Annotated in this window: 22 protein-coding genes; 1 reads left to right on the top strand and 21 read right to left on the bottom strand. The window is 61.9% G+C overall.

Translation table 11 applies throughout. The features are described from left to right. Positions 1 to 3: 3 nt before the first annotated feature. The 11 genes from CAF76_RS02170 to argH form a co-directional block, all read right to left on the bottom strand. Positions 4 to 1230, bottom strand: coding sequence for a cytochrome P450 (locus tag CAF76_RS02170; RefSeq protein ID WP_085646653.1), 1227 nt, complete (start codon positions 1228 to 1230; stop codon positions 4 to 6). Between the two features lie 2 nt (positions 1231 to 1232). Further along, positions 1233 to 2846: an acyl-CoA dehydrogenase family protein gene (locus CAF76_RS02165; RefSeq protein ID WP_085646652.1), complete on the bottom strand. Its 1614-nt coding sequence runs from the start codon at positions 2844 to 2846 to the stop codon at positions 1233 to 1235. Positions 2847 to 3241: 395 nt separating this feature from the next. Then, positions 3242 to 3928: an HPP family protein gene (locus CAF76_RS02160; protein WP_064596825.1), complete on the bottom strand. Its 687-nt coding sequence runs from the start codon at positions 3926 to 3928 to the stop codon at positions 3242 to 3244. Positions 3929 to 4085: 157 nt separating this feature from the next. Continuing rightward, positions 4086 to 5264 carry an MFS transporter gene (locus tag CAF76_RS02155; protein ID WP_064596823.1) on the bottom strand — a complete coding sequence of 393 codons (1179 nt, stop codon included), beginning with the start codon at positions 5262 to 5264 and terminating at the stop codon, positions 4086 to 4088. A 16-nt stretch (positions 5265 to 5280) separates the two neighbouring features. Continuing rightward, positions 5281 to 6633: an MmgE/PrpD family protein gene (locus tag CAF76_RS02150; RefSeq protein WP_085646651.1), complete on the bottom strand. Its 1353-nt coding sequence runs from the start codon at positions 6631 to 6633 to the stop codon at positions 5281 to 5283. Continuing rightward, the gene (locus CAF76_RS02145; RefSeq protein ID WP_085646650.1) at positions 6630 to 7520 is read right to left on the bottom strand and encodes a polysaccharide deacetylase; all 891 of its coding nucleotides are present in this window, start codon (positions 7518 to 7520) and stop codon (positions 6630 to 6632) included. The genes CAF76_RS02150 and CAF76_RS02145 overlap by 4 nt, the downstream gene beginning before the upstream one ends. Then, positions 7513 to 8361 (bottom strand): polysaccharide deacetylase, encoded by an 849-nt coding sequence (locus CAF76_RS02140; RefSeq protein WP_178076148.1) that lies wholly within the window; start codon positions 8359 to 8361, stop codon positions 7513 to 7515. The genes CAF76_RS02145 and CAF76_RS02140 overlap by 8 nt, the downstream gene beginning before the upstream one ends. A gap of 147 nt (positions 8362 to 8508) precedes the next feature. Then, positions 8509 to 9333 carry an ABC transporter substrate-binding protein gene (locus CAF76_RS02135; RefSeq protein WP_085646648.1) on the bottom strand — a complete coding sequence of 275 codons (825 nt, stop codon included), beginning with the start codon at positions 9331 to 9333 and terminating at the stop codon, positions 8509 to 8511. Between the two features lie 39 nt (positions 9334 to 9372). After that, positions 9373 to 10137 (bottom strand): amino acid ABC transporter ATP-binding protein, encoded by a 765-nt coding sequence (locus CAF76_RS02130; RefSeq protein ID WP_039768627.1) that lies wholly within the window; start codon positions 10135 to 10137, stop codon positions 9373 to 9375. 10 nt (positions 10138 to 10147) lie between these two features. Next, positions 10148 to 11026 carry an amino acid ABC transporter permease gene (locus CAF76_RS02125; protein ID WP_011334265.1) on the bottom strand — a complete coding sequence of 293 codons (879 nt, stop codon included), beginning with the start codon at positions 11024 to 11026 and terminating at the stop codon, positions 10148 to 10150. 150 nt (positions 11027 to 11176) lie between these two features. Beyond that, positions 11177 to 12604 carry an argininosuccinate lyase gene (argH, locus tag CAF76_RS02120; RefSeq protein ID WP_085646647.1) on the bottom strand — a complete coding sequence of 476 codons (1428 nt, stop codon included), beginning with the start codon at positions 12602 to 12604 and terminating at the stop codon, positions 11177 to 11179. 311 nt (positions 12605 to 12915) lie between these two features. On the opposite strand from argH, the gene CAF76_RS02115 reads away from it, so the two are divergent. Further along, positions 12916 to 13881, top strand: a complete 966-nt coding sequence (locus CAF76_RS02115) for a LysR family transcriptional regulator (RefSeq protein WP_085646646.1) — start codon at positions 12916 to 12918, stop codon at positions 13879 to 13881. Here CAF76_RS02115 and CAF76_RS02110 read toward each other — a convergent pair. The 10 genes from CAF76_RS02110 to arnB are packed head-to-tail and all read right to left on the bottom strand — an operon-like array spanning position 13865 to position 24824. Further along, positions 13865 to 14392 (bottom strand): GNAT family N-acetyltransferase, encoded by a 528-nt coding sequence (locus CAF76_RS02110; protein ID WP_085646645.1) that lies wholly within the window; start codon positions 14390 to 14392, stop codon positions 13865 to 13867. The genes CAF76_RS02115 and CAF76_RS02110 overlap by 17 nt on opposite strands. Before the next feature lie 36 nt (positions 14393 to 14428). Further along, on the bottom strand, positions 14429 to 16048 hold the full coding sequence (locus tag CAF76_RS02105; RefSeq protein WP_178076147.1) for a glycosyltransferase family 39 protein: 1620 nt from the start codon (positions 16046 to 16048) through the stop codon (positions 14429 to 14431). Next, complete coding sequence (locus CAF76_RS02100; protein WP_085610361.1) at positions 16021 to 17400, bottom strand: UDP-glucose/GDP-mannose dehydrogenase family protein; 1380 nt, start codon at positions 17398 to 17400, stop codon at positions 16021 to 16023. Before CAF76_RS02100 ends, CAF76_RS02105 begins: the two co-directional genes overlap by 28 nt. Continuing rightward, entirely contained in the window at positions 17397 to 17801 is a 405-nt protein-coding gene (arnF, locus tag CAF76_RS02095) for a 4-amino-4-deoxy-L-arabinose-phosphoundecaprenol flippase subunit ArnF (protein ID WP_064596801.1), read from the bottom strand. The genes CAF76_RS02100 and arnF overlap by 4 nt, the downstream gene beginning before the upstream one ends. Further along, positions 17798 to 18142 (bottom strand): 4-amino-4-deoxy-L-arabinose-phosphoundecaprenol flippase subunit ArnE, encoded by a 345-nt coding sequence (gene arnE / locus CAF76_RS02090; protein WP_064596800.1) that lies wholly within the window; start codon positions 18140 to 18142, stop codon positions 17798 to 17800. The genes arnF and arnE overlap by 4 nt, the downstream gene beginning before the upstream one ends. After that, positions 18139 to 19788: a lipid IV(A) 4-amino-4-deoxy-L-arabinosyltransferase gene (gene arnT / locus CAF76_RS02085; RefSeq protein ID WP_085646644.1), complete on the bottom strand. Its 1650-nt coding sequence runs from the start codon at positions 19786 to 19788 to the stop codon at positions 18139 to 18141. Before arnT ends, arnE begins: the two co-directional genes overlap by 4 nt. Further along, positions 19785 to 20669, bottom strand: coding sequence for a 4-deoxy-4-formamido-L-arabinose-phosphoundecaprenol deformylase (arnD, locus tag CAF76_RS02080; protein ID WP_085646643.1), 885 nt, complete (start codon positions 20667 to 20669; stop codon positions 19785 to 19787). The genes arnT and arnD overlap by 4 nt, the downstream gene beginning before the upstream one ends. Further along, positions 20669 to 22660 (bottom strand): bifunctional UDP-4-amino-4-deoxy-L-arabinose formyltransferase/UDP-glucuronic acid oxidase ArnA, encoded by a 1992-nt coding sequence (gene arnA / locus CAF76_RS02075; protein WP_085646642.1) that lies wholly within the window; start codon positions 22658 to 22660, stop codon positions 20669 to 20671. Before arnA ends, arnD begins: the two co-directional genes overlap by 1 nt. Then, positions 22657 to 23679: an undecaprenyl-phosphate 4-deoxy-4-formamido-L-arabinose transferase gene (gene arnC / locus CAF76_RS02070; RefSeq protein ID WP_085646641.1), complete on the bottom strand. Its 1023-nt coding sequence runs from the start codon at positions 23677 to 23679 to the stop codon at positions 22657 to 22659. Before arnC ends, arnA begins: the two co-directional genes overlap by 4 nt. Next, positions 23676 to 24824 carry a UDP-4-amino-4-deoxy-L-arabinose aminotransferase gene (gene arnB, locus CAF76_RS02065; protein WP_085646640.1) on the bottom strand — a complete coding sequence of 383 codons (1149 nt, stop codon included), beginning with the start codon at positions 24822 to 24824 and terminating at the stop codon, positions 23676 to 23678. Before arnB ends, arnC begins: the two co-directional genes overlap by 4 nt. Positions 24825 to 25032: the final 208 nt, after the last annotated feature.

The following is a 25032-nucleotide window of genomic DNA, read 5'->3' as shown; positions in this document are numbered from 1 at the left end:
GGTTCAGACTCCTTTGCCAAGATTGATCGGAAGTGCCTTCAAACCCCGGAATTGAAGGTTGCTGTTGCGCCAGGTCGCAGGGCTGTCCACGACAAGACCCAAATCGGGAAAGCGCTTGAGCAGGGACGTAAAAACGATCTCGGCCTCCAGGCGGAACAGCGCCGTGCCCATGCAGAAGTGCTGTCCACGGCCAAATGCCAGATGGTCATGGTCAGCTCGACGGATATCGAAGGTGTCAGGGTCAGTGAATTTCGCAGGATCGCGGTTGGCGGAGGCTCGTATCAGATAGACCAGGTCTCCTGCCTTCATCGTGACGCCTTCGATCGTGACGTCTTCGGTCAGCACTCGATGGCTCAAGGAACCGGCGGCATCGAAACGCAGCATTTCCTCCACGGCCAGGTTTACCAGGGCCGGATCGTCTTTGAGGGCCGCATGCTGCGCAGGGTGTTCGAGCAAGTGCAGCAGGCCGATACAGAGTTGGTCAGCGCTGGTGGTGTAACCGGCAACCAGAATGAAGACAATCTGCGCCAGTACCTCGTCATCGCTTGCCGCACTTTCCAGACTCGACTCAAGCACCCGACTGACCAGATCGTCCCGGGGCTGGCGGCGGCGCTTTTCAATGAGGTCGGCAAAGTAGGCGTACATTTCTTCAATCCCTGCCAGCGCCTGTTCAGGCCCATAGTCGGGATCGTGGCTGCCGCCCACAAACATTACGATGTCCCTCGTCCAGCGCCGCAGTTTCAGGGCATCTTCGCGATCGATGCCGTACAGCTCGGCGAGTATCAGCGCGGGAATCCGGTCGAAAAGGCTGGCCTTGAGGTCGACCTGGCCTTGCAGGCCGGACAGTTCTCGATCGGTGATGTCCTGAATGATCTGGCGCAACGACTCAATGGCGCGAGGTGTGAATGCCTTGCCCAGCAACTGACGACTGGCCTTGTGCGCGTCTCCATCCTGGGAATACATCCATTGCGAGGCCAGGCGGACGAAGACGTTCAGCTGCTCGCGTTGTTTTTTCGATACGCGGGTGTCCACCAGTTGCCGCATACGGTTCGAGGAGTAACGTCGGGTATCGGCCTGGGCGGCATGGACATCGCCATAGCGGGTCAGAAACCAGGCATGCAAGTGATCGCACCAATAGACCGGTTGATGAGTTCTCAGGTACGCATACGCCGGATAGGGGTTCTGGATGGTGTAGCGGTCAGAGAAGTCCGGAAAGGAATGAATGGCCATGCTCACGCGTCCTCATAGAGTGCAGCCGTGAAACGCTCTACGTAATCGGATTTGTCGATGGGGGCGCTGACCAGCTCCGGCGGTGGCTTGAGCAGATCGTCGATCTCGCCGAGCCGGGCTTGCGTCGCGTGCAGTTCCAGTTCGTCGCCAGCGACCGACAGCCCCCAAGGGTGCAACACCGGGGAAAAGACATGGAGCATGTCCTGAAGCGTTGCGGGCGAAACGAGCCGGTCGCGTTCGCCTTCGACCAGTATCAGGTCCAGCGCGCGGGCGTAGGTGAGTGCCACGGCCTGGCGGTGGGAAAAGTCAGCACTGGCGCGGCATTGATCAACGATGAGCGACTCGATGCGCTGGGCGATGTTATGGGAGGCAAACCGTGGTCGGGTAATGGCGTCCCTGGCGACCTGAGCACACAGGATGCTGTTATCACCGGCGAACGTGGTGCTGATCTCGTGATCCATGCACAAGGTGACGATCTGATTGTCATGGTGAAACCCCTGGGACCCACAGAGCTGCCGGGTTGCCCGGATGACGTCCAGCCCCAGCCAGGTGCCGACGCTTTTGGCGATGGCGGCGAGAATATGCAGCTCGGTGCGCTTTTTCGGCTGGCTCCACATTCCCTCGAACCGGGCCAGGACCGCCTGTTCCAGCAGCTTCAGGGCCAGGACCTTGAGTTGCTCGACATACAACCGTTGTCGAAACAGGGCCCGGCTCAGCAGTGGCTGGTTGTTATCGGCATTCTTGACCAGTCGATGGCAAGCGAAACGATACCCCAGGTGGACACACAGGCTGGCGGCCCCGCAAGCGGCCGCAATAAGGAACAGGCGTTCCTGAATGAATGTCTGCATCGCGCACGTCAGGCGCTCCTTGCGCATGATGTCGCTGCTGAAGACGCCGTCTGGCGAGAATCGGGCATAGCGTTGCATCATCGCTTCCAGCGGTAGTTTCATTGCACAAAAGCGGATGCCGGCAACCTGATTGGCATGAATGCCGCCCTTCGGATCGCAGGTGGTAATGCGCACGCCCGGCAGCAATGGGCCGTTCTCGTTCTCGCGAATGCGCACTCGGAACCAGTGAAGTCCCTCATCCACGCCATTGACGATCAGACGTCCCAGTACCATGACCACCTGGGCCGCGTGCAGGGCGTTGCCGATCCAGAACTTGCAGGCTTGCGCAGACGGTGAGTCAAGGATCAGGCAATGGTTTTGCGAGTCGTGGATGACCGTGGTCTGCAGATTGCCGACTTCCGAACCCCTGGCGATTTCCGTGCAACCAAATGCATAGACGGCACCCAGTCGGTTGATTTCTTCACGGTAGTCATGCACCTGACGATCATCGCCATGAGCAAGCAAGGCATCGCCGGCAATCATGTGATCGACGATGCTGGCAATCAGGGAATAGTCATAAGCGCCCAGGTAGGCGGCGCGTTGAAGCAGCAGTCGGAAACCGGACTGACAGGGTTGGCCCAGCCACATGCCGTTGGTCATGTGGCCGCCGCCTAAAATGGCGCGCATACGATCGATGTTCAGATCCATGTATTCGCGTAAGGAAAGACGATGGCGCTTGCCGGGGTCGAACAAGGGCGTGCGCAGCAATTGCAGCAGTGGGTCGCTCATGAAACGTTCCTCTCGCAGATCTCGAAATCAGGGATTCGAAACCACCAGATTCACGGAGCTGGCGAAGAACACATGTACCTGTGTACAACAGGCGGGGCATCGAGCGGACAACAGGTTACGCAGGCAATGCGGTGTTTTTTGAAGTGAACGGTTCAATCAAAGCGCAAAGCCAGCTCGCTTCTCAACGACGTTGAGCGTTTCTCCATGGCCAGACTTCCGATGTCATCGCTACTGGGCGTTACAGCGAGCCAGACTTCTTAGTGAAAGGCAGACAACTCTGTGCGGTACAGAGATGAAATCTAGTGACTCCCGATCATTTGGCAAGGTTGGCGAAGGGCCTTTTGTCGGAAGCACGCGCACAGTCTCTTCAATCGTCGAGGCGGGGAGCGATTCGGTCAGCTGAATACCTGACCAATGCTGCGCCGCTTGGCATGCAACTCACTGGCATGAATCAACCGTTCCAGATCCTCCGGCGTGACATCGATGAATGCCTCCATATCGGCCATTGCCCGTTTCAGATCCTCGGCCGTGATGGCCTGAATATCCACCGGTGCCATGGCCGGCGCCGGTTCGGCGGGGCGTTTCGGGTAGCGGATGCGAGTCAGGTTGTTGTAGGCCAGTGCGGCGAGCAGCAGGCAGGCGGCGCTGAGCATCACCGGTTCCAGGGCTTTCCAGTCCATGGCGATGGTCAGCGGGTCGGCCAGCACCATCGTCAGCGCCACGGCGCCGGCCGGCGGATGCAGGCAGCGCAGCCAGCACATCAGGATCAGCGCCATGCCCGCCGCGAGGCACGCGCTGCCGAGGGTTCGGCCGAGCACGTGGGCCACCAGCAACGCGACGACACCGGCGCACAGGTAGCCGCCGATGATCGACCATGGTTGGGCGAGGGCGCCGGAGGACACCGCGAACAGCAGCACCGCCGAAGCGCCCAGCGGGCCGATCAGGTGGTAGGCCACTTCAATGCCGAATACCTGACTGCACGCCCACACGCTGAACAACGTGCCCAGGGCCATGCCGATGGCGGCGCGGCTCCATTCGGTGGGACGGGTGTTGATGGCGGCGGGCAACCAGCGAGCGAGCATGCAGAATCGATCCTTTGCGAAATTCAGGGCAAAAAAAAGGACTTGTCCGTAAACGCGGAAAGTCCTTCGAAGTGTTCCAACTATTGGGGGAGGAACGCGCACAGTGTGCCAAGCAATCACGATGCTGACAAATTCATATAAATGCAGTTTCAGTGCATTATTTATGCAGTAAAGCCACGCGCCGCCCACTCATGAAACATAGAAACCCGCCCATCGCCGTCAGTGCGCTGAGGGCGTAGAACATGGTCGGCGCAGGCGTATGCATCAGCAGAAAGCCGCAAATCACCGGGCTCAGCGCGCCGCCGAGGGCCGCCAGGTTCTGCGCGCCGTAATAGCTGCCGCGCAGTTCTTCCGGGGCCAAAGTGTCGACGAACAGGAATTCCGACGGGTAAATGATCATCTCGCCGAGGGTGAAGATGAACATCGCGATGCACCAGGTCACCAGGCTGTCGGCCAGGCTGAAGCCGATCAGGCCGAGGATGAACAGGCTGGTGCCGGCGGCGATCCAGTAGCGCAGTTTTTCCCGGTTGAGGAAGCGACCGATCTGGTATTGCAGCAGGATCACCGCGATGGCGTTGCAGGCGAGCAGGGCGGCCATGGTTTGCAACGCGCGCTGCGAATCCTCGACCACCAGCAGGTATTGCGACAGGTACAGGGTGAAGCGGCCGTGAACCACGGTGCTGAGCAGACAGCCGCAGGTGAACATGATCAGCGTGCGGTCGTTTTTCAGGGTGATCAGGGTTTTCAGGAAACTTTGCGGCTGGCCGATGGCGGCGACCGGGCTGGCATCCTTGGGAATCCCGATCATCAGGAAGATGCTGCCGAAAGCGATACCGGCGGCAATCAGGAACGGCGCAATCGGGTAGACCCCGGCGATTACCACGCCGAGCATCGGGCCGGTGGCGTAGCCGATGTTGGTCAGCGTATAGCGCAGGGAAAACGCCTTGGCCCGCTGGCCCATGGGCAGGTTTTCACTGAGGATCGCCTTGGAGCCGATCAGGAACAGCGCAGAGGCGGTTTCGGTGATGACCAGGGTGGCGGTCGTCAGGTACAGGTCTTTGGCGAAGGTCAGCAGCACGAAGCCGATGGCGCTGGAGAGCATCGCCAGAATCAGCAACCGGCGCTTCTCGAGCCGGTCGATGATGTAGCCGCCGTACAGCGCAAGCAGGGTAGCGATGAACACCGCGATGCCCAGCAACAGCCCGACATCCTGTTGGTTGAGGCCGAGCTTGTTGCTCAGAAACAGCGTGAGCAACGGACTGGTGATGGCGCGGCTGACGACGATGGTCAGCGAGACGATCATCAGGCGGCGGATAACGAGCGAGTAGGTGGCCACGGAAAATCAAATGTCCTTATTCGGTTAACAGGTGCTCAAGATCGCGCACGGAATCCAGCGTTTGCAGTTGCCGCAGCTGCGCCAGTAACGGCTCGGCCTTGACCGGTGAAATGACCCGCAACGCCAGACTGAAAAACTTCTCCTCCAGCGCCGCCTCGCTCAACGGATTGCCCGGCGCGCCCAGCGGAACCTCGACACACAGGCTCGCCTGACGCCCGTCGCGGGTTCGAAGAATGACCAGCGGCTCGCCATCCTCCGACAGTCGCTCATCCACTTCAAGGCGAATGCGCGTCAGCCAGTGGGTGATTTGCGGATCGTTGCGCGGCTGCTCATCGTAAGCCTCGAGGCGGCAATGACCATGCACCAGTCGCGCGGCGAGGGCGTAGGGCAGGCTCATCTGCGCGGCGGCCAGACTGCGGGTGTCGCGGCCGCCGCACATGTCGAGCAGAAACCCGCACAGGTTCACCTGGACGTCTTCCACCTGATCGGCGCCGACCTGCAATTGCTCCAGCAACAAGCCGAGTGCATCGATGGCCGAATGGGTGCCACGACACGCGGCATAGGGTTTGATCGAACAGCGCGCGAGTTTCCACACACGCCCCAATTCGGCATCCAGCGCATCCGGTTGCGCGCTGCCCGGCGCCAGGGTCTTGAGAAATCCACCCCAGACATCCTCGAACAACACCGACGGCCCACTGACGCCTTCACGGGCAAAACGCGCTGCGAGCAAACCACCCTCGGCCGCCCGGCCACTGTGCAGTTTTTTGCTCTGCGAACCGTCATGGATGAACGCCCACAACCCGCCGCTGAAACTGCCGGCGATGCCCAGTGCCGACACGGTTTGCCCGACATCCAGCGCAAAGATCCGTGCACAGGCCGCCGCCGCGCCGAACACGCCGCAAGTGGCGGTGGAATGCCAACCGGCGCCGTTGTGCGCCGAATAACTGCCGCAGGCTTCCAGCACCCGCCGACCGATTTCGTAGCCGATCACCACGGCGGTGATGAATTCGCGACCATCCACCGGCCGATCCACCAGCGACAGCGCCGCCATCACCGCCGGCAACACCACCGCGCCCGAGTGATCGCAACCGCCGGTGTCGTCCAGCTCCAGCGCATGGGCGGCGATGCCGTTGAGCAAGGCCGCATGCCCTGCGCCGACCCGCAACGATGAACCCCAGACCAACGCGGTGCCCGGCTCTGCGCCGAACACCTGCCGTGCCTGAAGCGCCACCGCACTGTCAGCCCCGGCCAGCGCTGCGCCGAAGGTGTCGAGAATGTGCCGCTTGGCCTGTTCCACCAACGCTGGCGGCAGGTCTTCAAAGCGGGTCTCGACGCAAAACTGCGCCAGCCGCTGCATGCGTTCGGTCATACGAGGTAGTCCCGATAATGGCGCTCATACACCGACGCCGGATGATCCTGCGCAACCGGCGCCGCCGTCTGCGCCCACCACTGCGCGACTTCGGCGCCGCTGGCGATCCACACGTCGTCGTGCTGTTGAATGCCTTGCAGCAATTCCCGCAGCACGCCGATGCGCCCCGGCGTGGCGATGATTTCCGGGTGCAGGCGCAGCACGTAGCACAGGCCGAAGCGGTGAAATCCGGCGAAGTCCATTTGCAGGTTGCCCAGGGTGTGGCTGTAGGAGGCGATCCGCGATTGTGCCGGCGGCACGGCCGGGCTCAGGTTGAAGGCGAAGTAAGGCTCGTCTTCCAGTTCGTAATGCAGCGGCAGCTCGACCACTTCGGGCGCGGTCGGATGCAAGAACGGCAGGTCATCGCCACGCCATGATGACGACCAGTGAATGCCGTGGTCTTTCAAGGCTTCGATGAAGCCCGGCGCGCCGTTGCCGGCGGGAATCCGGAAACCGGTCGGACGCACGCCGGTCAAGGCTTCCAGCGCTGCGCAGCCTTTGGCGACTTCCGCACTCTGCGCCGCCAGATCCAGCGTGTCGAAATCCTGATGGCGGTAGCCGGCGCAGGCGATTTCATGGCCGTCAGCCAGAATCGCGGCGATGTGCTGCGGGTTTTCCTCGGCGACGATGCCGGGCACGAACCAGCTGCTGCGCACCCCGAGTTCCCTGAACAGGCCGAGCAAACGCTCGACGCCCCGTTGCGTGCCGTAGCGCCACACAGACAGCGTCTTGTCGCGCCCGGCGACTTCCGGGGCCTGGGTGAGAATGCCGTGGATGTCGTTGTAATCGACGGTCAGCACCACCGCGCAGCGTTTGCCGGCGGGCCAGAGGTTGTCAGCGTCAGCCATGGTGATGCTCCTTCAGCCACCAGCGGGCGACGTCGCGGCAAGTGGCGAACCACACGTCATCGCGCTGGCGCATATGGTCGAAGAGTTTCTCCAGCAACAGGATGCGCCCCGGTTTGCCGGTGATTTTCGGGTGGAACAGGGTGGTCAGGCACAGGCCTTCGTCCATCGCGCCGTCGTACTCGCGTTGCCAGTTGTCGAGGGTCAGCTCGTAGCTGGCAGTGCGGTCGAGCCCGGACGGGAAGTTCGGTGCGCGGGTGTAGGCGAGGGAGGCGTAGTCGTCCATTTCCCAGCGGCCGGGAATCTCCACCAGCGGCGTGTCATGGCCGGGGACGTTGACCAGATACGGGCGGTCATCGCCGCGCATGCTGCTGGAATAGATGACACCGTTGTCGGCCAGCATCGCCGGCGTTTCCGCGCGCCAGTCACCCGACGGGGTGCGAAACCCCTCGGCGCGGATGTGCAGGTATTGCCAGAACACGTCGCGGGACTTGTTCATCACGGCCTGCTGCTGGTCCAGCGTCAGGGCGTAGAAGGATTCGTGTTTGTAGCCGTGGTAGGCGACTTCATGACCGCGCTCGACGATGGCCTGGCACTGTTTCGGCCAGTTTTCCACGACCCAGGCGGGGACGAAGAAAGTGGTCGGGATCTTGAAGGCATCGAGCAGATCCAGCAGGCGCGGCAGGGCGCGGTAGGGGCCGTAGCCGCCGAAACCGAAGTATTCGGGTTTGTGCCAGATCGAGCCGTTGAGCATGGCATCGCCGGTCGGGCCGTCGAGGTCGAAGGCCAGGGCGAGGCAGGCTTTGTGCTGGTCGGGCCAGGTGGGTTGCAAGGAGGACATCAAGGGTGCTCCAACTGTCTGAAGATGGGCACCTGACCTGTGGGAGCGAGCCTGCTCGCGATGAGGGTATGACTGGCAGCATCAATGTTGAATGTGCCGGCCTCATCGCGAGCAGGCTCGCTCCCACATAGGGTCGCGGTGCCTGCAGCGTTACTTGCCGGCGTTGACGGTCACCGTCTTAATGGCACCCAACTCCAGATCCCACTTCTTCAGGATCGCGCCATAACTGCCGTCATCCACCATGCTCTGCAACGCCACTTTCACCGCCTCACTCAGCTCAGGCTTTTTCTTGCTCACGCCCAGCCCGGTGAACTGCACGGAGATCGGCTGGCCGACCGTCTTGTACATGTCCTTTTCCTGGGTCTTGAGGTACGACAGGGTTTCGCTGCCCTGCATCGCCGCGTCGATACGGCTCTGGCGCAGTTGGGCGCGGGCGTCGGCCGAGCCTTCGGTACCGATCACGTTGATCGCAGGTTTCCCGTCGGCTTCACAGTTGGCCTTGCTCCACTCGGCGATTTCCGCCGGGAACGTGGTGCGGCGGCTGGTGCCGACTTTCTTGCCGCACAGGTCGATGATCTCGTTGGTCGCGGTGTTCTTCTGCAAGGTGTAGAACTGCGGGCCGCTGGTGAAGTAGTCGACGAAGGTCACGCTGGCCTGGCGCTCGGCGGTGTCGGTCATGCCCGACAGGACCATGTCCACGCGGTCGGTGGTCAGGGCGTTGATCATTTGCTCGAAGCCGGTTTCCTGCCATTTGATCTTCACCCCGAGACGCTCGGCCAGGGCGTTGCCCAGATCGTAGTCAAGGCCAGTGAGCTTGTTGGTGGCCGGGTCCTTGAAATCCATCGGCGGATAGTTGGGCATGATCGCGACGACGATCTCGCCTTTTTCCTTGATGCTGGCCGGCAACTCGGCGGCCACGGCGATACCGCAAGACATGAGGGAGGTGAGTACTGCTGGAATGACGAAGTTCTTCATGGACGTTCTCTTATGAATGTTGTGAAGGCCAAAGGGGCCTCAGGTTCGAACGGCAGAAATGAAGCTTTGGGTGCGCGGGTTTTGCGGACTTATTAGTATTTCTTCGGGGCTTCCAGCCTCCACGATCTGCCCGCCGTCCATGAACACCATGCGGTTGGAAACCTCCCGGGCGAAGCCCAGTTCATGGGTGACGACGATCATGGTCATGCCGGTCTGCGCCAGATCGCGCATCACCGACAGCACCTCACCGACCAGTTCCGGGTCGAGTGCCGAAGTGGGTTCATCGAACAGCATCAGCTTGGGTCGCATGGCCAGCGCGCGGGCAATCGCCACCCGTTGCTGCTGACCGCCCGACAGTTCGATCGGGTAGCTGTTGCGTTTGTCGGCCAGGCCGACCCGGGCCAGCAGTTCCAGGGCTTCTTCGTGCGCCTCCTTGGGCGAACGCTTGAGCACCTGACACGGGCCTTCGATGATGTTTTGCAGCACGGTCATGTGCGGGAACAGGTTGAAGCGCTGGAACACCATGCCGGTGGCCAGGCGCTGACGGGCGATCTGCGACTCGTTGAGTTCGTGCAGCTTGTGCCCGACCACGCGGTAGCCGACCAGTTCGCCGTCGACCCACAGGCCGCCCTTGTCGATCTTTTCCAACTGGTTGACGCAGCGCAGCAGGGTGCTCTTGCCCGAGCCGGACGGGCCGATGATGCACAGCACTTCGCCTTGCTCGACTTCGATGTTGATGTCCTTGAGCGCGTGGTACTGGTCGTAATATTTGTTCAGGCTCACGGCCTTGACGATGTTTCTCATGTTCGACTCCTCAGGAACGCTTGCCGGCGCCGCGAGCGAAACGACGCTCCAGACGGCTTTGACCAAAGGACAGGACGGTGACGGTGGCCAGGTACCAGATACCGGCGACGATCAGCAGCTCCATGACCCGGGCGTTGGCGTAGTAAATGTTCTGGGCGTTGTAGAGCAGTTCCGAGTACTGGATGACGCTCGCCAGCGAGGTCATTTTCACCATGCCGATGAACTCGTTGCCGACCGGCGGAATGATGATCCGCATGGCCTGCGGCAGGATGATCCGGCGCAGCGCTTGCAGGCGCGGCATGCCGATCGATTTGGCTGCTTCGTACTGACCGGTGTCCACCGACAGCAGGCCGGCACGCACCACTTCAGCGGTGTAGGCGCCCTGGTTGATGCTCAAGCCGAGCAGGGCGGCCACGAACGGGGTCATCAGGCTCACGGTGTCGAGTTCGAACAGTCCGGGAATGCCGATGGTGGGGAAGATCAGCGCCAGGTTGAACCACAACAGCAGTTGCAGGATCAGCGGCGTACCGCGAAACAGCCAGGTGTAGGTCACGGCCACGTAGCGCAGGATCGGGTTGGCCGACATGCGCATGATCGCGGTGATCACGCCGAACACGATGCCCAGCGCCATGGCCAGCACGGCCATGATGATCGTGTTGAACAGGCCCCACATGATCGCTTCGGAGGTGAGGAACTGGCCGATGTACGACCATTCGATCTTGCCTTCGGCGAAGGCGCGCACCAGGCCGATGATCGCGATGACGATCACGGTGGCGAAGAAGATCCGCCCGTAATAACGCCGTGGCACGTGCTGGTACTGGGTAATGTCGAACTGGTTTTCCGCCAGTTTGCGCTCCGCCTGGAGTCGTTCTGCCTGAGTCTGGCTCATGGTGTTTCTCCGAACTGTACTTTCAAATCCACCGCATTCCACTGTGGGAGCGAGCCTGCTCGCGATTGCTGTAGCACTCTCGACATCTCTGCTGGCTGATCCATCGCCATCGCGAGCAGGCTCGCTCCTACAGGGTTTGCGTATTGGCCGTTAGAGGCGGAAGCCCTGGTAGTTTTCGGTCCACTGTTGTTGCGCGGCGAGGGCGGTTTTCAGGCGGCCGATCTGCTCGCGCACCTGTTGCGGTGCGGTGCCGCCCCAGCCGCTGCGGGCAGCGATGGCGGCCTCCAGGGTCAGGCTGTCACGCACGTCTGCCGTGAGGCGCGGGTCGATCTCGGCCAGCAGCGCCGGCGAGGCTTCCCACAGTTCGATGCCGTGTTTCTCGCAGGCCTGCACCAGCGCGCCGGTGATTTCGTGGGCTTCCTTGAACGGCACGCCGCGCACCGCCAGCCAGTCGGCGACTTCGGTGGCGAGGGTGAAACCCAGCGGTGCCTGACGCCGCAGTTCCTCGACGTTGACGGTCATGGTCGCGACCATCCCGGCCATGGCCGGCAGCACCAGCAGCAGGGTGTCGACGCTGTCGAGCACGCCGTTCTTGTCTTCGCTCAGGTCGCGGTTGTACGACAGCGGCAGGGATTTGAGCGTCGACAGCAGGCCGGTCAGGTTGCCGATCAGACGGCCAGCCTTGCCCCGCGCCAGTTCGGCGATGTCGGGATTTTTCTTCTGCGGCATGATCGAGCTGCCGGTGGCATAGGCGTCGTCCAGATCGACCCAACGGAACTGGCGCGACGACCACAGGCAGAACTCTTCGGCCAGACGCGAGATGTTGATCCCGAGCATGCTGGCGATGAACAGGAATTCGGCGACGTGATCGCGGCTGGCCACGGCGTCGATGGAGTTTTCGCAGACCCCGGCGTAGCCCATTTCCCTGGCCGACTGCTGCGGCTGGCGAGCGATCGCGGAACCGGCCATGGCCGCAGCACCGAGGGGCGACAGCGAAGTGCGGGCGTCCCAGTCCACCAGCCGTTGCACATCGCGCAGCATCGATTGCGCGTGGGCCAGCAGGTGATGGGCGAACACGATCGGTTGCGCCTGCTGCAAGTGAGTGAAACCCGGGCAGATGCTTTCGATGTGCTGCTCGGCCTGATCCACCAGCGCCGTTTGCAGGGCCAGCACTTCCACGGCCAGGGTGCGGACGTGATCACGCAGGAACAGGCGCAGGTCGTTGGCGGTCTGGTCGTTGCGCGAACGGCCGGCGCGCAGCTTGCCGCCCAGTGCGCCGAGGCGTTCGGTCAGCAGGCGCTCGATAAAGGTGTGAACGTCTTCGTCGTCCAGGGTCGGGGCGATGCGCCCGGCAGCAAAATCGGCACCGATGCCGTCCAGGGCTTCGATCATCGTGCGGGTTTCCTGCTCGTCGAGCAGGCCGGCACGTTGCAGTTCCCCGGCGTGGGCCTTGGAGCCGGCCAGATCGTACGGCGTCAGGCGGAAATAGCGCTCGGGGCAACGGGACAGGGCCGCCAGGGCTGCGGACGGGCCGCTTTTGAAACGGGCACCCCAGAGACGGTCGGTGGTTTGAGACATTTGTTGTTTTCCTCGTCGGTAACGCGAACTGAAATCGGTGTGCTGGGCCCTGAAAAATCGTGCCGGCCAATTAGTGGACAGAAGCGGCAGACAGAATCAGGCCAAAGCAGTTTTCAAGAGGGCAGTTGCAAGAGACAAGAGCTGATCGAAGTGTCAGCTTTTAATGTTTGGCGATCAGTGAGTTGGCACTGATGTTCGGGATTTTCTGGCGGTTGCCAAGGCTGGTTTTCTGTGATCATTATTATTAGCCGGCGATGTTTTTGTTGTTGGACACAGATTGTTGAACATTGCGCCAGAGGTAAATCAGCATTATGGAAACCCCACTTTCCAATTCCGGAAACCCACCGGTCAAAACCGCTCACCGGGCACCTTTGGCCCTCAGCGGACTGGATTTCAAACTGCTCAAGGTGTTCAAGGCGGTGGTCGAGGCCGGCGGCTTCAGCGCGGCGCAAAACGAGCTGAACGTGGGCCTGGCCGCGATCAGCAAACAGATCTCCGACCTGGAAATCCGCATCGGCATGCGCCTGTGCACCCGTGGCCGCGAGGGGTTTCACCTGACCGAAGAAGGGCGTCTGGTGTATCAGGCGTCGATTGATCTGTTTGCTTCGGTCGACAACTTTCGTGACCGGCTTAGTTCCGCGCAGAACGAACTTATCGGCGACCTTGGAGTGGGAGTGGTCGACAATACAATTAGCGACGATAATTCACCGTTAGTTGCCGCGCTTAGAAAGATAAATGAGCATTCACCGAAAGTAAGGTTTCAACTTCAGGCGACCCAGTTGGATGAAGTGGAAAGAGGCGTGGTGGAAGGTCGCTTAGTTGCCGGAATAGTCCCGGTTTATCAAAAGCGCGAAGAGTTCGATTATTACCCGCTCTATGAAGAACGCTCGCAGGCTTACTGCGCCGTCGGCCATCCGTTGTTCGAGATGCCGACGGAGCAGATGGGCGGCAACGTGCTGCAGGATTACGAGTGCATCAACCACCGCTACGCGATCCATCGCGACAAGCTCAACTTCGCCCGCTACGACAGTTTTTCCGCCTCGGCGACCCAGGTCGAAGCGGTGGCATTGTTGATCAAGACCGGGCGTTTCGTGGGCTTTCTACCGCAACACTACGCCGCCACGCTGGTGGCCGCCGGGCAGTTTCGCGCGGTGTGCCCGGAACTGATCCACTTCGTCACGCCGTTCAATTTGATCCTGCGCCACAACACCGTGCGCAGTCCGTTGGTCAAGGCGTTCGCCCAGGCGCTGGGGGTTGATCTCAAGGCGACGGCGTGAGCATCAGGCGCATGGCGCAACGTCGCTCGCCGGGCAATCCATGAGCGATTTCATCGCGCAATACATGCGTCAGACGCGCGTCCTTTTCCTCGGCGTTCAATAGCGCAAAACCCATGCGTTGATAGAACGGCGCATTCCACGGCAGGTCGCGAAACGTCGTCAGCGTCACCGCCCGAAGTTGCCACAGGCGTGCCTGTTCAATCGCCGCCAACAGCAACTTGCGACCGACACCCCGGCCCTGAAAGTGTTGGCTGACGGACAGTTCCTCAATGTGCAACTGTTGGTCGACCGTCACCGCCCTTAAAAAACCTGCAAGTTGCCCGTCGTTGTTTTGCGCCACCCACAGTTCACCCCGTTCAATGGCCGGCAAATGCGCCGAAGCCTGCGGCACAGCGGCATCCGCCAGCCAGGCCAGTGAAGGGTCGAGGCGAAACAGCGCGGCGGCCGAACGCTCGATGGCGGGGAGGGCGATGGCATCAGCTGCAAGGGCCTGTCGCACGGTAAAGGTCATCAGTCAGCGGTCCCTGTGGAAATCACGTCGCGCAGGTTAAGGCGCCAGCCACAGCAACACATAATCGTTCTTATCGAAACGGCCGCTCAACGCAGGCTGCAACGCCCCGAGCGGCGTGCCTTGCAGCGCTCGATAGTCGCTGCGATCCATCATCAACCATGCCGGCCCCTTGAGTGCTTCGAGCGCTTGCGTGGTTTCGCTGAACTGCGGTTGCAGATCCTGATCGACGTTGACCATGAACTTGATGGCCTTGGCGTCCTTGCCCATGCCGTGCAACACCAGCGGCGCGGGTTGCGCGTGGATTCGCGCAAGCGCCGACTGGCTGAAGCTTCGCGTGTCGTAGAGCAGCCGTTCCACCGGCTCGAACACCAGAACGTAGGCCGACCAGACCGCCAAAACAGCGCTGAATGCGAGGATTTCGGTTCGCCAGCGCGGCAGCCACAACCGCGACAACGCGGCCAGTTGCAGCAATCCGAGCACGATCATTACCGGCGTCAGGTTGGTCAACGATTCGGGAAACCGTCGCTTCGCCACCCACAACAAGACGATCAACAGTGCGGGAATCAACAACCACAATCCCTGCATGCCGACGCGCAGCCAGGCAAACACCCGGCCATGCAGTACCTGAAACGGATACGCCGCAATGATCGCCGCCATGGGCAGCATCGGCAGCAGATATCGGGCCTTTTTCGCCTGGGGAATCGACAGCCCGAGCATCACGATCAACCCCGCAGCGGCGCAATACTGCACCAGGCGCAGGGCCGGGCCGCGTTGCCGGGGCTTGCTCAGCCATGCCGCCGCCAGCGCGAGCAAGGCCAGCGGATACGCCAGCGCGTAGTTGCCCAATGAACTGGTGAAGTAATACAGCGAACCACTGACGCCTTCGCTGCCGTCCATGCGCCCCATGAACTGCATGCGGATCACGTCCTGACGAAACGCCGGCCCGCCGCTGACCTCCGCCAGCCACAACAGCAGCCCGACGCAGGCCGCCAGCAACAGCGAAGCCAGCACACCGAAGGTCAACAAGCGTGACCATTGGCGATCCAGCAGGTAGTAACTGCACAGCATGCCGGTCGGAACCACCAGCCCGATCGGCCCCCGAATGCCGAACCCCAGCAGCAACAGAACGAACACCAGCGGCCAGCGTCGACCGGCAGCGAAATGGTCGTGGGCATAGCCGAGGTAGAACACCGAAAACGCCACGGTGGCGAGCATCAGGTCCTGCGACACCGCCCGAGTCTCGGTGATGAAGGTGCTGGTGAGCATCAGCAATGCGATGCTCACCACCGCCCAACGCACGGATGAGGGCGCGAGCAAGCGATACATCAACGTCACGATCACCGCGCCGGCGAAAGCGCTCGGCAGCCACGCCGTCAGGCTGTTGACCGTGCCGAACGGCAACGACAACAGCCAGATGAACAAGGTCGAGAGCGCCGAATAATCGGCGTACGGCTCATCGTAAGTGGTGGGAAATACACTGGGCCCGTGCCGGAGCATTTCCTGTGCGAACAACACGAAGCGCGAGTCAAAACCGATGGGCGCCTGCCCGTACACGCCGGCGATGAACAGCAGAAACGCCAGCAGCCCTGCGATCAGGGACTGCCGGCGCCGGGCGGGAGACAGCGCGATCAAGCCACGTCCGAAGCGTGCGGCCATTGCTGCAACGGAATCGGCAAGGTACGCGATTCGCCACGGCCCATCGGGAAGTAATGGAAGCCGTTGCGGGCCAGGCGTTCGGCGTCGTACAGGTTGCGTCCGTCGAAGATCACCGGGGCCTTGAGACGTTGTTGGATCAGGTCGAAATCCGGCGCCTTGAACTGCTGCCATTCGGTGCAGATGATCAGCGCATCGGAACCGGCGAGTACCGATTCCGGCGTACCCATCAGCATCAGTTTCGATTCGTCCGGGTACAGATGCTGGGTTTCCTGCATCGCTTCCGGATCGAACGCGCGCACATTGGCGCCGGCGGCCCACAGCGATTCGAGCAGGACCCGGCTCGGCGCGTCGCGCATGTCGTCGGTGTTCGGTTTGAAGGCCAGGCCCCAGACGGCGAAGGTCTTGCCGCGCAACTCGCCCTTGTAGAACGCGTTGATGCGCTCGAACAATTTGTGTTTCTGCCGCTGGTTGATTGCTTCCACCGCTTGCAGCAGGTCGCTGGAGCAGTGCGCCTCTTCGGCGCTGTGAATCAGCGCGCGCATGTCCTTGGGAAAGCACGAACCGCCGTAGCCGCAACCGGGGTAGATGAAGTGATAGCCGATACGGCTGTCGGCGCCGATGCCCTGGCGCACCGACTCGATATCCGCGCCCAGGTGTTCGGCCAGTTCCGCGATCTGGTTGATGAAGCTGATCTTGGTCGCCAGCATGCAGTTGGCAGCGTACTTGGTCAGCTCGGCGCTGCGCAGGTCCATGAACATGATGCGGTCGTGGTTGCGGTTGAACGGCGAGTACAGGTCGCGCATTACGTCGCGTACTTCTTCGCGTTCGCAGCCGATGACGATCCGGTCTGGACGGCGGCAATCGGCGACGGCTGAGCCTTCCTTGAGAAATTCCGGGTTGGAGACGATATCGAACTGCAGCAGGCGTCCAGCCTTGACCAGGGCTTTGTCCAGGTGCGTGCGCAGGGTGTCGCCGGTGCCGACGGGTACGGTGGATTTTTCCACCAGAATCAGCGGCTGTTCACGGTGCCGGGCCACGGCGTCACCCACTGACAGCACGTAACGCAGGTCGGCCGAGCCGTCTTCTTTCGACGGGGTGCCGACGGCAATGAATGCGACCTTGCCGTGCTGCACCGCGAGTTTTTCATCGCAGGTGAATTGCAGGCGTCCGGCATCCAGGCCTTCGCGGACCAGACTGGCCAGCCCCGGCTCGAAGATGCTGACGTGGCCCTGGCGCAGCAGCTCGACTTTTTTCTCATCGATGTCCATGCACACCACGTCATGGCCGACTTCGGCCAGCACGGCGGCCTGCACCAGACCGACATAACCGCTACCAAACACTGTGATTTTCATGGCGAACTCCTCAATTCGGGCGCACGGGCCGGACGAGTGTTGATGGTGATGACCCCGAGCATGACCAGCGCCACACCCAGTGATTTAGAGAAACTGAAGGATTCGTTGAACAGCGGCAGGCTGGCCGCCAGCAGGTACACCAGCGCATAGCTGATGCTCAGCAGCGAATAGGCCCGGCCCAGCGGCAGATCGCGCAGGGCGGCGAGCCAGCAGAGCATCGACAGCGCATAGGCGAAGATCGCCGCGAGCACCACGGCCAGCGCGGTTGAATCGACGCTGGGCACGGACAGCCACTGATCCGGTCGGGGCAGGCGCGTCATGCTCCAGCGCATGCTCAATTGCGCCACGCTGACCAGCAGCACACTGGCAAGGGCGAAGACGATTCCACGACGTGAGTTCATGACTGTTGCCCCAACAGCGCCACGCCACCAATCACCAGCAACACGCCGAACCAGTGCTGAACGTCGACGGGCTCCTTGAATGCGAAGCGGGCGATCAGGGTGATGATCACGAAATTGAGGCTGAGCATCGGGTAGGCGATGCCAACGGGCAGGCGCTGCAACACCAGCAGCCACACCAGCAGACCGGCACCGAGGGCAAACAGCGCCAGCCACAGCCACGGCGAGCGCACTTTGCGCGACCACGACAGGCTCGCGCCGCGCCAGCTCTCGACGGCGTATTTCTGCGCGACCTGGCCCAGGCAGGTCAGCAGGCAGGCGAGCAGCAGCAGCCACAGGCTCATGACGCCTCCTGCGGAAGAATCATGATCACGAGGTTGCCTTGCTCATAACGAACGCCGTCCTTGGGCAGTCTGTCGAGTTCGTCCAGTTCGTCTTGCCCCTTGACCCGCATCACCACGCCGACCGAACCGGTCCTGCGGGCTTCGCGCATCCACTGTTGCACCTGATCGGGGTCGACCCGTTGGTGAATGCCGTCAGGATAGGCAAGGCCATATTTCAATTCGCCTATCGTGTTGTACAGCGCCACCTGCGGGCGTTTGACCCGCCAGGACAGGGCCGACGCGGCGCCCAGGTCGTTGCTCAACAAGTGCGTGGTGGCCGCCAGTTCCGTCTGGTGGGCGAGGACGAACTGGTCGGGCATCTTGTTCGCCACCACCGATTTGGGCAGCGCCGCCGGCAGCAGCGCGATCAGCAGCAGACTGCCCACCGCCGGCGCCGCCCAGCATTGCAATGGGCGGAACGCTTGCAGCAGGTTGCTGATGATCCAGCCGGTCAGGGCGATGAACACCAACACCAGACTGTGCAATTCGTGGTCGTACAACGGACGCTTGAGCTGCACGTAAACCAGCCCGATCAGCGTGACGATGCCCAGCAACAGATTCAGTAGACCATTGAGGCCCAGCGCTCGGCCGTGCTCCAGACGCAAGCGATCGGCCAGCGCGTGGCCCAGCAGCAAGGCCAGCGGCAGCAGGCACGGCAGGATGTAGGTCGGCAGCTTGCCGTTGCTCAGGCTGAAGAACAGCAGCGGCATCAGCAGCCACAGGCCGAGAAACGCGATGCCGGTGTCGCGGCGGGTCTGCCACGCCTGCTTCAGCGCCACCGGCAGCATCCCCACCCACGGCAGACTGAACGCCACCAGCAGCGGCAGATAGAACCACCACGGCGCGTCATGCTGGGCGTCGTCACCGGCAAACCGACGAATGTGCTCATGCCAGAAGAAGAACCGCCAGTAATCCGGTTCCTGACCATGAACCGCCAACACCCACGGCAGGCTGACGATGATCGCCACCGCAATGGCCACCGGGCCGTACAGCAGCAATTCCTTCCAGCGTTTTTGCCAGAGCATCCACGGCAACGCGATCAGCACCGGCAACAGCCAGGCGAGAAACCCTTTGGTCATGAAGCCCATGCCGCACGCCAGGCCCAGCACCGCCCAACCGGCCAGGCGCTGGCCGTTGGCGCGGCTGTCGAGGGCAAACCACAGCGCCACCAGACTCAGGTTGACCCAAAAGGTGAATTGCGGATCGAGGTTGGCGTAACCGGCCTGGCCGGCGACGATGACGAAACTCATGTAGAGCAGGGCGCAGACGAAGCTTTTGCGCGGCTCGTTCCACAAACGGCGGGCGATGAGGAAGCACAGCAGCACGCTCAACCCGTTGCTCAGGGCCGAAGCAAACCGCACGCCGAACAGGTTCTGGCCGAACACGGCCTGCCCGAGGGCGATCATCCAGTAACCGGCTGCCGGTTTTTCGAAGTAACGCAGGCTCATGAAATGCGGCGATACCCAGTTGCCGCTCAGCAGCATTTCCTGGCTGACTTGCGCATAACGGGTTTCATCGGGAATCCACAAACCGTGGCTGCCCAACGGCAACAGATAGGAAAGCAGGAAAATCCCAAGCAACAGCGGCAATGCCCAGCGTTTGCTCATGCGCCTTGCACTCCCAGCCAGCCTTCACGGCCTTGGAGAGTGCCGCGTTGCACACGGCCGACGGGCAGGGTGTTGAGAAACTCGGGCAGCAAATCGCCCAGGGGCTGAAAGTTGATGTGTTGCTGGCGTGCGTCGGCCAGCAGTCGACGAAAATCTTCGGCCATCAGAATCCCTTCTACTTCGGCGTGAATGGTGTAGACGTTGAGGTTGTCCGGGCGGAACCGGTCGAGGATGAAGGCGTTGAAATCCTTCGCTGCCACGCTCGGCCCTACCACTTCATCGAAGGTCGGCAGGTCCACCGGAATCTGCGGCGCACCGACCGAACCATCGGCCAGCAACGGGCGGAACAGCCGCTGCCCACGGCAATCGCTGTTGTAGCGAAAGCCAAAGGCCTGCTTGGCTTCGATCACACGCTCGTCCGCGCGCCAACCGGCGGCGGCCGAGCACGTGACCTTTTCGCCAAGGATGTCGCCCAAAGTGTCGACGCCCTGACGGATCTGCTCGATCAGTTGCGCATCGCTCCAGCGCCCGGCATTGGCCTGCCAGCCATGGTGGTCCCAGGCGTGCAGGCCGACTTCGTGGCCGGCGGCCCGGGCCTGACGCATCAGGTGCCCGAGGTCGCGACCGATCGGTTTGCCCGGCCAGGCGGTGCCCGCCAGCAGGATGTCCCAGCCGTACAGGCCGGCGGCGTTGGAACGCAGCATCTTCCACAGGAACTGCGGACGGATCAGGCGCCACAGATGCCGGCCCATGTTGTCCGGGCCGACACTGAAGAAAAACGTCGCCTTGATCTGCGCTTCATCGAGAATTTCCAGCAGACGCGGCACGCCTTCACGGGTGCCGCGAAAGGTGTCGACGTCGATGCGCAGGCCGGCCTGCATTAACGCTTGCTCTCGATTTCGGCCATGGCCTCACGCAGGAAGAAATCCAGCGTGTTGCCGATGGTCTCGCGCATTTCCACGGTCGGCGTCCAGTCCAGCAGGCGCTTGGCGTTGGCAATGCTTGGTTTGCGGTGCTCGACATCCTGATAACCGGCGCCGTAGAACGCCTTGCTTTCCACGTCGCGGAAACCGGCGAACGGCGGGAAGTTGGAACGCAGCGGATGAGCCTCGAACTGACGCAGCAACTCTTCGCCCAACTGGCGGATGCTGGCCTCGTTGTCCGGGTTGCCGATGTTGATGATCTGGCCGTTGCAGACGTCGTTGTCGTTATCGATGATCCGCGCCAGCGCCTCGACGCCGTCGGCGATGTCGGTGAAGCAGCGTTTCTGCTCGCCGCCGTCGAACAGGCGGATCGGCGTGCCTTCCACCAGATTGAGGATCAACTGGGTGATGGCGCGGGAGCTGCCGATGCGCGCCGAATCGAGGCGATCCAGCCGTGGGCCCATCCAGTTGAAGGGGCGGAACAGGGTGAAGTTCAGGCCCTTGGCGCCGTAGGCCCAGATCACCCGGTCCAGCAGTTGCTTGGACACCGAGTAGATCCAGCGCTGCTTGTTAATCGGGCCGACGATCAGGTTCGAGCTGTCCTCGTCGAAGTGCTTGTCCTGGCACATGCCATAGACTTCCGAGGTCGACGGGAAGATCACGCGCTTGTTGTACTTGACGCAGTAGCGCACCAGTTTCAGGTTTTCTTCGAAGTCGAGTTCGAATACCCGCAGCGGGTTGCGCGTGTATTCGATCGGCGTGGCGATGGCCACCAGCGGCAGGACCACGTCGCATTTCTTGATGTGGTACTCGATCCACTCCGAGTGAATGCTGATGTCGCCTTCGACGAAGTGAAAACGCGGATGGCTGCGCAGGCGGTCGATGGCGTCGGAGCCGATGTCCAGGCCATAGACTTCGTAGCGCTCGTCGCGCAGCAGGCGCTCGGACAAATGGTTGCCGATGAAGCCGTTGACACCAAGGATCAGCACCCGTGTACGGCGCGGGCCACGGCCGGATTCGGCACCGCGCAGCAGCGAGCCGTCCACCAGACCCAGTTCATTGGCCAGTTGCGGGCCGCTCAGGTACAGGCCGTTGTCGTTGCGCTGGCCGGCGTTGATCACCAGCGAGTCTTCACCGCAGGCGATGCGCAGCGGATCGACACTGATGACCCGGCCCGGCGCCTGGCCTTCGTTGCCCTTGACCACGTCGGCGTTCCACACGATCAGCTTGTGTTCGCCCACGGCGCAAAAGGCGCCGGGGTAGGGCTGAGTCACGGCCCGCACGAGATTGAACAGTTTTTCGGCCGGTTGCGCCCAGACCAGTTTGCCGTCCGCCGGGGTGCGACGACCGAACACCGTGGCCTGGGATTCGTCCTGCGGGGTTTCCCGCAGTTTGCCGTGCAACATCGCTGGCAGAGCATCGCGCAGCAGGTCGCTGGCGGCGATCCGCAGTTTGCCGTGCAGGCTCAGCGCGGTGTCGCTGCTTTCGATGGCCACGCGTTGCTGGGCGAGGATGGCGCCGGCGTCGGCGCGCTTGACCATGCGGTGCAGGGTGACGCCGGTCTCGGTTTCGCCGTTGACCAGTACCCAGTTGGCCGGAGCGCGGCCACGGTAGCGCGGCAGCAGGGAGCCGTGCAGGTTGAACGCGCCTTTTTTGGCCAGCGCCAGCAATGGCTCGCTCAGCAGATTGCGGTAGTAGAACGAGAAGATGTAATCCGGGTCGAGCTTGGCGATCCGCTCGATCCACAGCGGATGGTTGGCGTCTTCCGGTGCGTGAACCGCGATGCCTTTGTTGGCGCACAGTTGTGCAACAGAGGCGTAGAAGGTGTTCTCCTTCGGGTCATCGGCATGGGTAAATACCGCCGCAATGTCATAGCCACTGTCGAGCAGGGCTTGAATGCCGGCGCAGCCAATATCGTGGTAAGCGAAGACAACGGTTTTTGCGCTCATGAGAGAACCTGATCGGACGTGGAGTTGGAAGTGAGGCCGTCAACGGTGATGGCGGGGGCCGGCGTGGCGGGATGGCCGCGCAGGACTTTTTCAATGAAGAAACGTGGACGAGCGCGCACGTCGCTGTACATGCGGCCCAGGTATTCGCCGAGCAGGCCCATGCCGATGAACTGACCGCCGGTGAACACGAACAGCACGGCGAACAGTACGAACAGGCCGTCGCCGGCCCATCCGGCACCAAAGGCCAGGCGCATGACGATCAGCGCCGCCGCGAACAGCACGCCGAGCCCGGCCATGGCGAAACCGACAATGCTCAGCAGGCGCAGGGGCGTGGTGGTCATGCAGGTGATCAAGTCGAACATCAGGTTGATCAGGCGCATCGGGCTGTATTTCGAATCGCCGTGTTCGCGCTCGGCGTGGGCCACGACGATTTCGGTGGTGTGGCGGGCGAAGCTGTTGGCGAGGATCGGAATGAACGTGCTGCGTTCGCGGCAGGCGAGCATCGCGTCGATGATGGTGCGGCGGTAAGCGCGCAGCATGCAGCCGTAGTCGCTCATGGCAACGCCGGTGGAGCGTTGTACGGCGAGGTTGATCAGTTTCGAAGGGTAGCGACGCAGCGCCGAATCCTGGCGATTGCCGCGCACGGTGCCGACCACGTCAAAGCCTTTTTCGGCCTCGGCCACCAGGCGCGGGATTTCTTCCGGCGGGTTCTGCAGGTCGGCGTCGAGAGTGATCACCACGTCGCCCTTGCACTGCTCGAAACCGGCCATGATCGCCGCGTGCTGGCCGTAGTTGCGGTTGAGGATGACGGCCACAAACGGGCTGTCTTCGACTGACGCGGCGTCTTCGAGCAATTGCGCGGAGGCGTCACGACTGCCGTCGTCGACCAGCACGATTTCGTAGTCATGGCGCAATTGCTGGCAGGCGGCCTGGGTGCGGCGCAGCAGTTCCGGCAGGCTGTCTTCTTCGTTGTAGACCGGGATGACGATCGACACACAATGAATCGGATAAGGTCTCACGGGCGTTTCCCCATCAGGTTTTCAATGGCCCCGACGACCCGGTCCAGATCCTGGTCGGTCATGTCGGGAAACAAGGGAATCGAGCACAGCCGCGCCGAGTTCCACTCGGTGTCGGGCAGGGACAGGTGCGGATCACGCTGGCGATACCAGGTGTGCAGGTGGGTGGCGATGAAGTGGATGCCGGTGCCGATGCCTTGCTCCTGCAAACCCTTCATGAAGGCCTCGCGGTCCATGCCGCAGCGCTCGCTGTCGATACGCAGGATGAACAGGTGCCAGGCGTGGGTTTGCGCGTAGGCAGGCACAGCCAGCGGTTGCACCGGCAGGCCTTCGAGTTTTTGCAGGTATTGCGTGGCCAGTTCGGTGCGGCGGGCGTTGATCGCGTCCAGGCGCTCGAGTTGCACCAGGGCAATCGCGGCGTTGATGTCGGCCAGGTTGTACTTGAAGCCTGGCTCCATGACCTGGGCCTGAGGCTTGCGGCCACCGGTCAGACGATCGTAGGCATCGACGCCCAGACCGTGGAATTTCAGCATGCGTACACGGCTGGCCAGGGCTTCGTCGTCGGTGACGAACATCGCGCCTTCGGCGCAGGTCATGTTCTTGATCGCGTGGAATGAGAAGATCGCGGTGCCTTGTGAACCCACGTGGCGGCCCTTGTAGCGGGTACCGGCGGCGTGGGCGGCGTCCTCGATCACGGCGATGCCGTGTTTGTCGGCCAGGGCGTAGAGCGGATCGAGATCGAATGCAGCGCCGGCGTAATGCACGGGAATGATCGCTTTGGTGCGCGGGGTGATGGCGGCTTCGATGCGCGCGGCGTCGGTCATCAGGGTGTCGCGGTCGACATCGACGAACACCGGCGTGGCGCCGAGCAGGGAAATCATGTTGGCGGTGGACACCCAGGTCTGCGACGGGGTGATGACTTCATCGCCGGGGCCGATTCCCAATGCCAGTAAAGTTACATGCATGGCACCGGTGGCCGAGGAAAGTGCCACGGCATGGCGACTACCGACATAGTTGCCGAAGTGTTCTTCCAATGCCTGATTCTTCGGCCCGGTGGTGATCCAGCCCGAACGCAATACTTGTTCGACGGCGGCAATTTCTTCTTCGCCGATACTGGGGCGGGAAAACGGGAGAAACGCTTGACTCATAAGAACCTCGGGGCGACAGCCATCCTTCAGCCAATTGTCTGAAAAACACGTGTTTTCAAGGGTTTGAAGTACCGCCCGGGGAATGCCTGATTGACTTTTGCGTCCCCGGACGGCACGTTGTGAGCCATTCGGGGCCCACTGGATGCAATTAAGGTTATGCGCGTTTTTGTGAAAGGAACATGAAAAAGCGGTTGGCGAATCGTCTATC

Origin of the sequence: Pseudomonas sp. B40(2017) (assembly GCF_002112855.1) — a bacterium.
GTDB classification, from domain to species: Bacteria; Pseudomonadota; Gammaproteobacteria; order Pseudomonadales; family Pseudomonadaceae; genus Aquipseudomonas; species Aquipseudomonas pharyngis.
Note: the sequence above shows the minus strand (reverse complement) of the source record. Positions and strands in the feature narration are given on the sequence as shown.